The following is a 13,336-nucleotide window of genomic DNA, read 5'->3' on the forward strand; positions in this document are numbered from 1 at the left end:
GAAAGTGGAAAGTGGAAAGTGGAAAGTGGAAAGTGGCCGCTTGGCCTCGACGCACCGGATTTGTTCCACCCCGCCCACGGGAGGCGTCCGTAGGGACACGGCTTGCCGTGTCCGATCTGGGCGGGGCGGTCCTCGCCGCCGCCCCGCCCGGTGCGTTGCGGGCGGGGCGGTCGGATGCGCGGCCCCGGGCTGGTCCGTCTGCACCAGGGCGGGGCGGGGCGGACGGCCTAGCTTGGCGGCGCCACCCCGCCCCGCCCGTGGTCCGTCGCTGCGTCCTGCTCCTCGCCGTCCTCCCCGCGCTGGCCGCGGCGCAGGGCGGGGCGCTCCCGGGCGGGGCGGACGCCCGCGCGTCGGGCTTTGTCGAGGCCGGCGGACGGCTGACGTACTTCGAGGTCGTCCGCGACAGCGTGGTCGTGCTGGGCGAGGGCGCCGAGGGGCGGCCGCGCGTCGTGCTCCCGTACGCGGCGTTCGTCGAGGTGCTCGGGCGGTCGGCGCGGGCCGGGGCGCTCGCGCCCGACACGCTGCGCGGGCCGTCGTCGCTCCCATTCGCGCTCGCCGTCGACGACCGAGCCGTCGTGCGCCTCGCGACGGCCGTCCCGGTGGGGACGCTCGCGCTGGGCGTGCTCGGCTTCGGGCTCATCGCGCTCGTGGGCGGGGCGGTCGTGTGGGAGCGGCGCGCGCGGCGGGCGCGCCGGCTCCGGGCCGAGTTCCGGCGGCGGCTGGCGGCGGCCCGCGAGGCCGAGCGGGCGCACCTCGCCCGCGAGCTCCACGACGGGCCGGTCCAGGACCTGTGCGCCGTCCAGGTGGCGCTCGCGGCCGAGCCGGGCGGGGAGGGCGCGCGGCGGGCCGTGACGGCGGTCGTCGGCGAGATCCGGGCGCTGTGCGACGAGCTCCGCCCGCAGGCGCTCGACGCGTTCGGGCTGGCGGCCGCGCTCGCGGGCCTCGTAGATCGGGCGGCCGAGGGCGAAAACCGCGAGGGCGGGGCGGACCTCGACGTCCGCCTGCGCGTCGAGCCCGCGGCCGGGGCGGCGGCCGACGGGCCGGCCCTCAGCGACGAGCGCCGGCTGGCCCTCTACCGGATCGCCCAGGAGGCGCTGAACAACGCCGTCCAGCACGCGGCGGCCCGGCGCGTCGACGTGGCCCTCGCGCTCGACGGCGCGGCGCTCCGCCTGACGGTCGACGACGACGGCGTGGGGCCGCCCCAGGCCGACGCCCTCGACTACGCGGCCGACGGCCACTACGGCCTGCTCGGGATGCACGAGCGGGCGGTCCTGCTCCGCGCCGACCTCGCCGTCTCGCGCGGCCCGCTCGGCGGCACGCGCGTGGCCCTCGACGTCCCCCTCCCCGCCCACCGGCTCGCCGCGCCCCAGCCGGCCGCCCCGCCCCGCCCCGATGCCCACTGACGCTCCCCGCGACGGCTCCGCCGTCACCGTCGTGCTCGCCGACGACCACCCCGCCTTCCGCGCCGGCATCCGCGGGGCGCTCGAAAAGGGCGGGGCGGTCGAGGTCGTGGGCGAGGCCGCCGACGGCGACGAGGCCCTCAAGCTCGTCGGCCGCCTGCGGCCCGACGTCCTGCTCCTCGACATGAACATGCCGGCCGTGACGGGGCTGGACGTGGCCGAGGCGCTCCAGACCGACCCCGACGCGCCGCGCGTGCTCGCGCTCAGCGCGTACAACGACTCGGCCACGATCCACGGGCTCCTCGACGCCGGCGTGGCCGGCTACATCACGAAGGACCAGCACCCGGCGGCCGTGCGCGAGGCGGTCCTGGCCGTGCACCGCGGCGAGGGGCGCTGGTTCGTGCCCATCCCGAAGCGGCCCGAGACGCTCTCGCCGCTGACGGGCCGCGAGCACGAGGTGCTGGTAGCGATGGCGCGCGGGCTCGACAACGCCGAGATCGGGGACCGCCTGCGGATCGCCGAGAACACGGTCCGCAACCACCTCGCGGCCGTTTATTCGAAGCTGGGCGTGGGCTCGGCGCGCGAGGCCGTGGCGTGGGCGTGGGAGAACGGCCTGGTGCGGGCGTAGGGCGGGGCGGCCTCTGCCCGAGCGGGGCGGGCGAGGCCGAGGCTGGCCGCCCCGCTCGGTGACGCGGGGGCGGTCAGCGGGACCAATCGCCTGCCCGGGTGTCCGGCCGGCGGCGCCGCGGCCGGTCCCTCCCCGCCCAGGCACCGCGCGCGAGCGGGGCGGGGCGGTCCGTTGTGCGGAGAGCCCGCCACCCCGCCCTTTGGGTCCGCCCGCGCGCCGAACTCTGGGGCGGACCCAAGGGGCGGGGCGGGCGTAGCTTCCGGGTCCCCCGAACCGCCCCGCCCTGCGGGTCCGCCATGCCCGGAACGCCCGTCGTCAAGTCCACGCCCAACGAGCGGACGCTCACCTTCTGGGAAAACCTGTACCTCCCCGAGATCTTTAAGGGCCTGGGTTACTCGGCCTCTAAGATGTCGCTCGAGAGCTACGCCTTCGAGTACCCCGAGGAGCAGTGGTACCCGCCGGACTCGTACCGCGGCCGGCCGGTGCTGGTCGAGGAGCAGGGCCGCCCGCGGTGCGTCTCGTGCGGGCTCTGCGCCCGCTCGTGCCCGCCGCTCGCCATCTCGATGCAGGCCCACGAGGTCACCGACGACATCAAGGAGCGCGAGCCCGAGTGGTTCGAGATCAACATGCTCCGGTGCATCTACTGCGGGTTCTGTGAGGAGGTCTGCCCCGAGGAGGCCATCGTGATGTCGAAGGAGTACGACCTCACGTTCCAGCACCGCGACGAGGCCCACTTCGGGCTGGACAAGCTGCTCGTCCCCAAGGAGCGCCTGGTCGACCGCCTGGAGTTCCTGGAGCGCCGCCGGAACGGGCAGCCCGCCGGCGACTGGCAGCACAAGCCCGAGAACAACGTGCACACGCTCCGCAACCGGCTCGACTACCTCGCCCGGCTGGAGGACGCCGAGGCGACGGTCAACGCCATCGACCCGCAGGAGCCGCTCGCCGAAGACGTCGACGCGGTGTAGGGATGGAGGGACGGGGGATGGAGGGATGAGCAGAACCGACCGCTCCGCCTTTCCCTCCTCCTTTTCTCATCCCGCATCTCTCCGCATCTCTCCATGCCCGACCTGGACCGCTACGCCGCCCCGCCCCGCGACGCCGCCACGCTGGCTACGCGTCGCGAGGCGCTGCTCGACCAGCTCGGGTGGCTGGAGGACGAGGCCGCCGCGCTCGCCCCGCTCCTCGCCGACCTGCCCGCGTGGGCCGTCGACGAGGCCCCGCTCGAAACGGACCTCTCGGCCAAGGAAACGTTCGCCGCGCTCACGGCCCTCGACCGCGACGTCTACCCCGTGTGGCTCGCCCGGCTCCAGGACGAGGACGCCCCCGAGGTCGCGACGCCCGACCCGCTCCCGCGCGTCGAGGGCGCCAACGGCCGTGCGCTCGACGCCCTCCTCACCGACCTCCGCGCCGCCCGCGCCGACTTCCGCACGGCGCTCGCCGCCGTCCCGCCCGAGGCGTGGGGGCGGGGCGTGGTCGTGGACGGCACGGCGACCGACCTCTACGGGCTCGCCCTCTCGGTCGTCCAGCGCGACGCCGACCACCTGAAGGCGCTGGCCTACCGGCTCCACGAGGCCGACCTCCGCCCGCGCACGCCCTCGGACGACCTGCCGCGCCCGCCGTCGTCGTGAGGTCCGGGCGGGGCGGCCTGCTCGCGGTCCTGGCCGCCCTGCTCGGCGGCTGCGCCTACGTCGGCGACATCGCGACCGCCCCGCTCTCCGCCCGCGTCGGGCCGCCGCCGCCGGGCTTCGAGGCCGTCGTCGTGCCCATCCCCGTAGGCGGTCCGCTGGCCGCGTGGATCGCCGCCGCCCCGCCCGAGGCGCCGGCCGTGGTCCTCCTGCACGGGCTGGGCGACAACCGGGTGGACCTCCTGCCCCGCGCGCGCCTGCTCGCGGACGCGGGCTACGCCGTGCTCCTGGTCGACCTCCCCGCCCACGGCGAGAGCCCGGGCGAGCGCATCGGCTACGGGTGGCCGGAGCGTCACGCGGCGGCGGCGGCCGTGGGCTTCCTCCGGCGGAGCCGGCCGCACGGGCGCGTCGGCGTCGTGGCGATCTCGCTGGGCGGGGCGGCGGCGGCGCTCGCCGGGCCGGCCCTGAACGCGGACGCGCTCGTGCTGGAGTCCGTCTACCCGACGTTCGAGGCCGCCGTCGGCAACCGCGCGCGGCGCCTGCTCGGGCCGCTCGCTCCGTCCGTGGCCGCGGCGCTCCTCGCGCAGACGCGGGACCGCATCGGCGTGCCGGCCGACTCGCTCCGCCCCGTCGACGCCGTCGGCCGCGTGCGCGCGCCGACGTTCGTGATGGGCGGGGCGGACGACGCGTTCACGCCCGAGGCCGAGACGCGCGCGCTGTTCGACGCGGCGACCGGGCCGAAGGCGCTGTGGATCGTGCCCGGCGCGAAGCACGAGGACTTGTACGAGGCGGCGCCCGACGCTTACCGCCGCCGCGTGCTGGACTTCCTGGGCGAGCACCTCGGCCGCCCCGCCCAGATCGGCCCCGCCCAGGAGCGCTCCGCCCAGGACCACCCCGCCCCGTAGAGGATCGGGCGGGGCGGGCGCCTTTCTGACGTCTGGAAGCGCTCCCGGACGCTCCACGCATTGACGGGCGGGGCGGCGTCCCCTATCCTCCCAACACGATGCGCCCGCTCCCCTCCCTGCGACGTCTCCGACGCCGACCGGCTCGCCAGCCGAGAGGAGGGTTGACCTGCGGGTCCCGCTGAGCCCAGCGGATCGTCCGTTTTGTCGCGCCGACTCTCGTTGAGGGTCGGCGTTTTTCGTTTTCCACCCCGCCCGAGGTCGAGGAGAAGAGGTCAGGAGGTAGACGCCCCCTCTTCTCGTCCCCGCTTCTTCTCGTCCCCCTCCTCCTCATGTCCTCCCCGATTGCCCTCGCCTTTTCCGGCGGCCTCGACACGTCGTTCTGCGTCCCCTACCTGAAGGAGGAGACCGGCCGCGACGTGTGGACCGTGACCGTCGACACGGGCGGGTTCTCGGCCGACGAGTTGGAGGAGGTGGAGGCTCGGTCCAAAACGCTCGGGGCCGCCGGTCATACGACGGTCGACGCCCGGGCGGACCTGTGGGAGCGGGCGCTGAGCTACCTCGTCAAGGGGAACGTGCTGCGGGGCGGCGTCTACCCGCTCTGCGTGGGGCCGGAGCGCGTGGTGCAGGCGCAGGCGCTCGTCGGCGCCGCCCGCGAGATTGGCGCGACGGCCGTCGCCCACGGCTCGACGGGCGCCGGGAACGACCAAGTCCGGTTCGACACGGCGCTCCGCCTGCTCGCCGGGCAGACCGCAAGCGGGCGGGGCGGGGCGGCCAGCGACGGCACGGGCGGGGCGGAGATCGAGGTCATGGCGCCCATCCGCACGCTGGGCCTCACGCGCGAGGCGTCGGCGGCCTACCTCGCCGAGCGCGGCGTCCACGTGGACCCGGCGACGACGGACTACTCGGTCAACCGCGGCCTGTGGGGCACGACGATCGGGGGTAAGGAGACGCACCGGACTGACGGCGTGCTGCCGGAGTCGGCGTGGCCGGACACGGCGAGCCCGGACGCCGCCCCGCCCGCAGGGCGCGAGGTGGCGGTTCAGTTCGAGCGGGGCGTGCCGGTCGCGCTCGACGGCGAGGCGATGGCGCCCGTCGCGCTCGTCGAGGCGCTGGGCCGGATCGGCGCCGAGCACGGCGTCGGGCGGGGCGTCCACGTGGGCGACACGATCCTGGGGATCAAGGGCCGCGTGGCGTTCGAGGCGCCGGCCGCGCTCGTCCTCATCGACGCCCACCGCGAGCTGGAAAAGGTGGTCTTGACCAAGCTCCAGCTGGTGCAGAAGGCGGCGCTGGGCGACCTCTACGGCGCGCTCATGCACGAGGGCCTCTACTTCGACCCCGTCATGCGCGACCTCGAAGCGTTCCTCGACTCGTCGCAGCGCCGCGTGAGCGGGGTGGCGACCGTCGCGCTCCGCCAGGGCGCCCACCGCGTGCGCGGCGTCTCGTCGCCGCACTCGCTCTTCGACACCGGCGTGGCGACGTACGGCGAGGAGACGGCGCTGTGGGACGGCCGCGACGCCGAGGGCTTTACGCGGATCTACGGCTTGCAGAGCCTCCTCGCGGCGGCTGCGACGAGTGACGAGTGATGGGCCGCCCCGCCCGCGCTGTGCTCACGGTCCCACCCCGCCCGTCACCCTTTACTCGTCACCCGTCACCCGCCATGCCTACGCAAACGATCACGACGCTCACCGCCGACCACGTCGCCTCCAGCACCGGCCCCTGCGCGCTGGGGCACGAGGTCCGCGTCTCGCCCTACGTCGTCGCCGAGGAGGGGTACTGCCTCGCCGCGAGGGCGCTCGACACGAAGGAGGTGTACAACCAGATCGAGGGCGCCGACGGCGTGTTCCGCACGGTCGTGGCCGGCGAGGTGATCGTGGGCGCGCTCGGCGAGCGGCAGGCGCTGAAGGGCTACTCCGGGCGCATCCCGCGCCACGTCGCGCCGGGCGACACGCTCCACGTCCAGAACATGGGCGGCATCCTGGGCCGCGTGGCCCAGCCGCACCCCGACCTCGGGCCGGCGCTCCGCGTCGAGGTGCTCGGCGCGGTCCTCCTGGGCGACCCGCCGCGCCACGCGCGCATCCAGGACACGGCCATCGACCCGGTCGAGACGCTGGCGGCCTCCGCCCCGCTCGTGTTCGTGAGCGGGACGGCCATGAACACGGGCAAGACCTACGCCGCCGCCGCGCTCGTCGCCGGCCTGACGGCGCGCGGCCTCCGCGTGGCCGCCGCCAAGCTGACCGGCGCCGCGCTCCAGCGCGACGTCCGCGCGATGGTCGAGGGCGGGGCGGTGGCGAGCGCGTCATTCGTCGAGGCCGGCGCGGTCGCCACGACGGGCCGCGACATGGTGCCGATCGCCAAGGGCCTCATCGCGCACCTGAACCGCCCCGCTCCGCTCCGCGACGGCACGGAAGGCGAGGGCGGGGTGGAGACCGAGGGCGGGGCGGTGCCGGACGTGCTCGTGCTCGAGCTGGGCGACGGCGTGATCGGGCCGTACGGGGTCGACCAGATCCTGCAGGACATGGAGCTCCAGCGGCTCACGGCCACGCACGTGCTCGCGGCGGCCGACCTCGCCGGCGTGTGGGCGTGCGACCAGCTGTTCCGCTCGCGCTATCGGGCCGGCATCGGCGTCGTGGTCGGGCCGGCGACGGACACCGACGTGGGCCGCCGCTACATCCAGACGTCGCTGGGCATCCCGGCCGTCAACGCGCGGTCCGAGCCCGACGCGCTGGCGGCGCTCGTGGCCGACGACGTCCGCGACGCGAAGGCGTGGGCGGCCTCGCCCAGCCCGCTCCCCTCGTTCAACGGCCCGCGCCGGCCTCTCGTGGGGGTGAGGGATGGGGGATAGGGAAATGGAGGGATGGGCAGACCCGCCGGTCCCGACCGCCCCGCTCCGCCCGGACACGGCGAGCCGTGTCCCTACGAAAGGCAAACCGCCCCGCCCGGCCGCCCCGCCCTCTGCTCATCCCTCTTCCATCCCTTGATCCCTCCCCATCCCTCCCGAGTCGCCGCCCTCCACGGCGCCGGCTACGCCGGCGGCGAGCTCGTCGCGCTCCTCCTGGGCCACCCCGCCGTCGCGCTCGCCGCCGTGACCAGCCGGAGCCAGACGGGCGGGGCGGTCTGGACCACGCACCCGCGCCTCCGTGGGCAGACGGACCTCGCCTACACCGCGCCGGACGACCTCGACCTGGACGGTCTCGACGCCGCGTTCGTGTGCGCCGAACACGGCCAGGGCGCCCAAACCGTCCTGGACCTCCGCGCGCGCGGGTTCGACGGCCTGATCATCGACCTCAGCGCAGACCACCGGCTGCACGACCCCGACACCTACCGCGCGGTCTACGACCTGGACCACCCCGCCCCGGACGCGATGCGCGAGGCGGTCTACGGGCTCGCTGAGGTCAACGGCGACCGCGTGGCGGGCGCGCGGCTCGTGGCCAACCCGGGGTGCTTCGCGACCGGGATCACGCTCGCGCTGTGGCCGCTGCGGGAATTGGGCGGGGCGGGCGGGGTGGAGGCCCACGTCACGGCGCTCACCGGCGCCTCGGGCTCGGGCGCGCGGCCGTCCGACACCACGCACTTCCCGCGCCGCGACGGGAACGTCCGCGCCTACAAGGTGCTCGCGCACCGGCACCTCGCCGAAGTGGACGAGACGCTAGGCGGGGCGGGTCGCAACCCAGCGGACCGCAACCCGGCGGGGCAGGGCGGGGCGGCCGTCCACTTTGTCCCGGCCTCCGGCCCGTGGACGCGCGGCATCTGGGGGACCGCCCACGTCACCTTCGCCGCCCCGCCCGCGCCGGGCGCCGTGGCCGAGGCGTTCGAGGCCGCCTACGGCGGGCGCCCGTTCGTCCGCCTCTGGCCGGACGCGCTGCCCGAACTGCTCCCGACGGTCGGCACGCCGTTCTGCGACCTGGGCTGGGTCGAGCGGGGCGGGCACCTCGTGGTCGGCTTCGCGCTCGACAACCTGCTTAAAGGGGCGGCGAGCCAGGCGGTCCAGAACCTGAACCTCGCGCTCGGCCTGCCCGAGACAGCGGGGCTGCTGCCGGGCGGGGCGGTGGAGGTAACGGCGTAGCGGTGCCGGCGGCGTGCTTCGTGTCGCGCATCCAGCACCACGCAGAACACGCGACACGCGACACGCAACAGAACCCGGAGACCGCCCCGCCCGCTCGCCCCGCATTACCCGTCACTCATCACCCGTAACCCGTCACCCCCATGACCGACTGGCTCGCCCTCGAAGACGCCGTCACGCTGCCGACCTACGCCAAGCCGCCCGTGGCCCTCGTGCGCGGTGAGGGGACGCGCGTGTGGGACGCCGACGGCCGCGAGTACCTCGATGTCTACGGCGGGCACTGCGTGGCGCTGCTCGGGCACTGCCCGCCGCGCGTGGTCGAGGCCGTCCGCCGGCAGGCGGGGCGGCTGCTGTTCTACTCGAACGCCGTCTACAGCCCGGTCCGCGCCGAGGCCGCGGCGGCGCTCGTGGCGCTCGCGCCGGACGCGCTCGGCCGCGTGTTCTGGTGCAACTCGGGGACCGAGGCCAACGAGACGGCGCTCAAGCTGGCCCGCGCGACGACCGGCCGGAGCCGCGTCGTGGCGTTCGCCGGCGGCTTCCACGGACGGACGCTCGGGAGCCTCGCGGCGACCTGGGGCGAGAAATACCACGCGCCCTACGCGTCCGTCCTCCCGGAGACGACGTGGGTGCCGTTCGGGTGGGAGGGCGCCGTCGAGGAAGCGCTCGTCGGCGAGGACGTGGCGGCCGTCATCCTGGAGCCGATCCAGAGCATGTCGGGCATCACTGAGGCGCCGCCGCGCTTCTACCAGGCGCTCCGCGAGATCTGCGACCGGACCGGCACGGTCCTGATCTTCGACGAGGTCCAGACGGGTGTCGGGCGGACGGGCGCGTTCCTCTACGGCGAGCACGTCGGCGTGACGCCGGACCTCGTGACGCTCGCCAAGAGCCTCGGCGCGGGCGTCCCCGTCGGCGCCGTACTCGTGTCGGACGCCATCGCCGAGACGGTCCGGCCGGGCGACCAGGGGACGACGTTCGGCGGCGGGATGCTCGCCATGGCGGCCGTCCGCGCCACGCTCGCGCAGCTCGTGGAGGATGACCTGATGACGCGGGCCGCCGCCCTGTTCGAGCGCCTCGCCGCCGGCTTCCGCGCGACGGGCGGGGTGGTGGAGGTGCGCGGGCGGGGCGGCCTCGTCGGCGTCACGCTGGACCGCCCCGCCCCGCCCGTTCGCGACGCGCTCCGCGAGGCGGGCGTGCTCGTGGGGGGCTCGGGGCGGGCCGACACGCTCCGCCTCATGCCGCCGCTGACGATGACGGACGCGGAGGTCGACGATTTTTTGGAACGGTTCGCCGCCGTCCTCGCGTGACGCGGGCGGGGTGGCGCCGCGCCGCCCGGAATGCGGACACCATGCATGGTGTCCCTACGACTTCGACCTGACCGCCCCGGCCTCACCGACCCCCCCGCCCGGACACGGCAAGCCGTGTCCCTACGACATCGCCCGCCCCGCCCGCGCATCTTGCCCGTCACCCGTCACCCGTCACCCGTCACCCGTCACCCGTCACCCGCTTTGAACCACCTGACTGACTGGACCGACCTGCCCGACGCCGTGTGGGAGGCGTGCCTCGACCGCGCGCGGTGGCACCGGGCGCATCCCGCGTGGACGCGCGCGGCGGCGGGGCGGGCGCTGGGGCTCCTCTTTTTCAACCCGTCGCTGCGCACGCGGACGTCGATGGACGTGGCCGCGGCGGCGCTCGGGGCGCACGCCGTCACGCTCTCGCCGGGGCAGGGCGTGTGGGGGCTCGAATGGCGCGACGACGCGCGGATGGACGGCGAGGCCGCCGAGCACGTCCGCGAGGCGGTCGGCGTGCTCTCGCGCTACGTCGCCGCGCTCGGCGTGCGGACGTTCGCGACGCTCGCCGACCGCGAGGCCGACCACGCCGACGCCGCGTTCCGCGCGGTCGTCGCCGCGTCGAGCGTGCCCGTCGTCAACCTGGAGTCGGCGCGATGGCACCCGTGCCAGGCGCTCGCGGACGCGGCCGCCGTGTGCGACACGCTGGGCGACCCGCGCGGCCAGAAGTTCGTGCTCTCGTGGGCGCCGCACCCGAAGGCGCTGCCGCGCGCCGTCCCCAACTCGGCCGTCGTGATGGCGGCGCGGCTGGGGATGGAGGTCGTCGTCGCGCGGCCGCCCGGCTTTGAACTCGACGGCGACGTACTCGACTTCGCCCGGCAGGCGGCCGCCCGCTCGGGTGGGTCGGTGACGGAGTCCGAGGACCAGCACGCCGCGCTCTCAGGCGCCCGCGTCGTCTACGCCAAGGCGTGGTCGGGCGGGGCGGTCTACGACGACCCGGGCGCCGAGGCCGCGCGCCGCGCGGGGCACGCCGACTGGCGCATCACCGAGGCCGCCCTCGGCCGCACGGCCGGCGCCGCGTTCATGCACTGTCTGCCGGTGCGGCGCGGCGTCGTCGTCGACGGCGACGTGCTGGACGGCCCGAACGCGGTCCACCTGCTCCAGGCGGAGTACCGGCTCTGGGCGCAGAAGGCGGTCCTGGAGTGGATCTGGGAGGTGAGGGGTTCAGGGTTCGGGGTGGGTGAGGTTCAGGGTTCGGGCGCGCCTAGCGTCCGCGCCTGAGCCGCCCCGCCCCGCCCACGCCTCCCGAGGCCGCCCGGGCGCCGCCCCGCCCACCGTCTACGCCCGCGGCCCCGCCCGACGCGCTTCCCAACCCTGAACATCCAACCCTGACCCCCCAAGCCCATGAACCCGACCGTCGTGAAGCTGGGCGGGGCGGTCCTCGCCGACGCCGAGGCCGTCGCCGCCGTGTGGGCGGGCGTCCGCGCGTCGGCGGCGCCGGTCGTGGTCGTACACGGCGGCGGGCCGCAGGCGACGGCGCTCGCGCGGCGGCTGGGCCACGAGCCGCGCGTGGTCGCCGGCCGCCGCGTGACGACGGACCTCGACCTCGACGTGGCGCTGTGGACGCTCCGCGGCGCGCTCAACGCCCGCCTCGCGGCGGCGGGCGGGGCGGCCGGCGCCCGCGCCGTCGGCGTGAGCGGGGCGGACGGCGGGCTCGTGACCGTCTCGCGGCGCCCGCCCCGCCCGGTCGACGGCGAGACGGTCGACTTTGGGCACGTGGGCGACGTCGAGGCGGTCGACCCGACGCTCCTCCTGGTCCTCGCCGCGGCCGGGTACACGCCCGTCGTGGCGTCGGTCTGCGCCGACCGCGCGGGCGCGCTCTACAACGTCAACGCCGACACGGTCGCGGCCGAGGTCGCCGCCGCGCTGGGGGCGGGGCGGCTGGACCTGGTGACGGAGGCGGGCGGCGTGCGCCGCGACGCGGGCGACCCGGGCACGCTCGTCCGCCGCCTGACGGCCGCCGAGGCCGAGGCGGGCGTGGCCGAGGGCTGGATTGCGGGCGGCATGCGGCCCAAGCTCGAAACGGCGCTGGACGCGCTCGCGCGCGGCGTCCGCTCCGCCCGCGTCTGCGCGCCGGCCGACGTGGGCGGGGCGGGCGGGACGGTCGTCGTGCCCTGACCGCTGAGCCGTGTCGCTGTTGCGTGTTGCGCATCGCACACCACCCCGCCCGAACACGAAACGCGCAACAGAAACGCGACCCGCAAAGCGCCGCCCCGCCCGCACGTCTGCCTGTTCCTCCATGCCACGTCCCCCGTCCCCCTTCCCCCCCGTCCTCGACCTCCACGCCGACCTCGTGCGGTTCCCGTCGCTGAGCCATCAGGAAGCCGAGGTGGCGGACTTCGTGGAGGCGACGATGCGCGCCGTGCCCGGCCTCGCCGTCGGGCGCCTGGACGACAACGTGTGGGCGTCGCTGGGCGACGGCGACGACCTGCTCCTCTTGTGCTCGCACCTCGACGTGGTGCCCCCGAGCGCCGACCACCCGTACCCGCCCTTCGAGCCGACGCGCGTGGGCGGGGCGGTCTACGGGCGCGGCGCCGTCGACGCGAAGGCGAGCGGGGCGGCCATGCTCGCGGCCCTCGCGGACCTGGCCGGGGCGGGGTGGAGACCCGAGGGCGGCCGCCTCGTCGTGGCGCTGACGGCGTGCGAGGAGACGGGCGGCGGCTACAACGGGATGGAGGCCATGCGCCGCGACGTGTTCGGGCACGCGCTCCCCCACGTCTCGGCCGCGATTGTCGGCGAGCCGACCGAGCTGCGCCCGTGCCTCGCGCAGAAGGGGCTCCTCATCCTGCAGGCCACGGCTCACGGCCAGACGGCCCACGCCGCACGGGCGCACCTGGGCGACAACGCGATCACTCGCGCCGCCCGCGACCTCGTCGCCCTGGACGGCCTCGCGTTCAGTCGCGCCGACCCGCTCCTCGGTCTCCCCACGGCCACGGCGACCGTCGTCGAGGGCGGGGCGGCCAAGAACGTGGTCCCCGACCGCTGCCGGTTCACGCTCGACGTCCGCTCGACGCCGGCCTACACGCACGCCGAGCTGACGGCGCTCGTGGCGGGGCACCTGGAGAGCGAGGTCGAGGTCTACTCCGACCGCCTCGTCCCCTGCGCCACCCCGCCCGGATCGCGCGTCGCCGGGGCGGTCCAGGCCGCGCTGGGCGGGGCGGGGCGGGACGCCGAGCCGTTCGGGAGCCCGACGGCGTCGGACTGGATCTTCCTCCACGACGTGCCCGCCGTCAAGATCGGGCCGGGCCGGAGCGAGCTGTCGCACACGGCCAATGAGCACGTCGAGGCCGCCGAGGTCTACGCCGCCGCCGAGGTCTACGCCGCCGTCGCCCGCCACTATTTCTAAGGTACCCGGTACAGGGTACTTGGTAC

General features: G+C 75.8%; 12 protein-coding genes. All 12 read left to right on the forward strand.

Features of this window, described 5'->3' with window-relative positions:
* The first annotated feature begins 257 nt into the window (after positions 1-257).
* The 12 genes from RM540_RS05015 (at position 258) to RM540_RS05070 (ending at position 13,310) form a co-directional block, all read left to right on the forward strand.
* Positions 258-1,403, forward strand: coding sequence for a sensor histidine kinase (locus tag RM540_RS05015; protein WP_311662445.1), 1,146 nt, complete (start codon positions 258-260; stop codon positions 1,401-1,403).
* Positions 1,393-2,028, forward strand: coding sequence for a response regulator (locus RM540_RS05020; protein WP_311662446.1), 636 nt, complete (start codon positions 1,393-1,395; stop codon positions 2,026-2,028). Before RM540_RS05015 ends, RM540_RS05020 begins: the two co-directional genes overlap by 11 nt.
* A gap of 296 nt (positions 2,029-2,324) precedes the next feature.
* Complete coding sequence (locus RM540_RS05025; protein ID WP_311662447.1) at positions 2,325-2,993, forward strand: NuoI/complex I 23 kDa subunit family protein; 669 nt, start codon at positions 2,325-2,327, stop codon at positions 2,991-2,993.
* A 93-nt stretch (positions 2,994-3,086) separates the two neighbouring features.
* Complete coding sequence (locus RM540_RS05030; RefSeq protein ID WP_311662448.1) at positions 3,087-3,656, forward strand: hypothetical protein; 570 nt, start codon at positions 3,087-3,089, stop codon at positions 3,654-3,656.
* Positions 3,653-4,558, forward strand: coding sequence for an alpha/beta hydrolase (locus tag RM540_RS05035; RefSeq protein WP_311662450.1), 906 nt, complete (start codon positions 3,653-3,655; stop codon positions 4,556-4,558). Before RM540_RS05030 ends, RM540_RS05035 begins: the two co-directional genes overlap by 4 nt.
* 329 nt (positions 4,559-4,887) lie before the next feature.
* Positions 4,888-6,141 (forward strand): argininosuccinate synthase, encoded by a 1,254-nt coding sequence (gene argG, locus RM540_RS05040; protein WP_311662451.1) that lies wholly within the window; start codon positions 4,888-4,890, stop codon positions 6,139-6,141.
* 74 nt (positions 6,142-6,215) lie between these two features.
* Positions 6,216-7,400, forward strand: a complete 1,185-nt coding sequence (locus tag RM540_RS05045; RefSeq protein ID WP_311662452.1) for a hypothetical protein — start codon at positions 6,216-6,218, stop codon at positions 7,398-7,400.
* Positions 7,401-7,532: 132 nt separating this feature from the next.
* Entirely contained in the window at positions 7,533-8,621 is a 1,089-nt protein-coding gene (argC, locus tag RM540_RS05050) for an N-acetyl-gamma-glutamyl-phosphate reductase (protein ID WP_311662453.1), read from the forward strand.
* A 140-nt stretch (positions 8,622-8,761) separates the two neighbouring features.
* Positions 8,762-9,922 carry an aspartate aminotransferase family protein gene (locus tag RM540_RS05055; RefSeq protein ID WP_311662454.1) on the forward strand — a complete coding sequence of 387 codons (1,161 nt, stop codon included), beginning with the start codon at positions 8,762-8,764 and terminating at the stop codon, positions 9,920-9,922.
* 201 nt (positions 9,923-10,123) lie between these two features.
* Positions 10,124-11,185 (forward strand): N-acetylornithine carbamoyltransferase, encoded by a 1,062-nt coding sequence (locus RM540_RS05060; RefSeq protein WP_311662455.1) that lies wholly within the window; start codon positions 10,124-10,126, stop codon positions 11,183-11,185.
* Positions 11,186-11,308: 123 nt separating this feature from the next.
* The gene (gene argB / locus RM540_RS05065) at positions 11,309-12,082 is read left to right on the forward strand and encodes an acetylglutamate kinase (protein ID WP_311662456.1); all 774 of its coding nucleotides are present in this window, start codon (positions 11,309-11,311) and stop codon (positions 12,080-12,082) included.
* Positions 12,083-12,203: 121 nt separating this feature from the next.
* A complete protein-coding gene (locus RM540_RS05070) occupies positions 12,204-13,310 on the forward strand; it encodes a M20/M25/M40 family metallo-hydrolase (RefSeq protein ID WP_311662457.1) in 1,107 nt (368 codons plus the stop codon).
* Positions 13,311-13,336 lie beyond the last annotated feature (26 nt).

Source organism: Rubrivirga litoralis (genome assembly GCF_031846415.1).
Classification (GTDB): domain Bacteria; phylum Bacteroidota; class Rhodothermia; order Rhodothermales; family Rubricoccaceae; genus Rubrivirga; species Rubrivirga litoralis.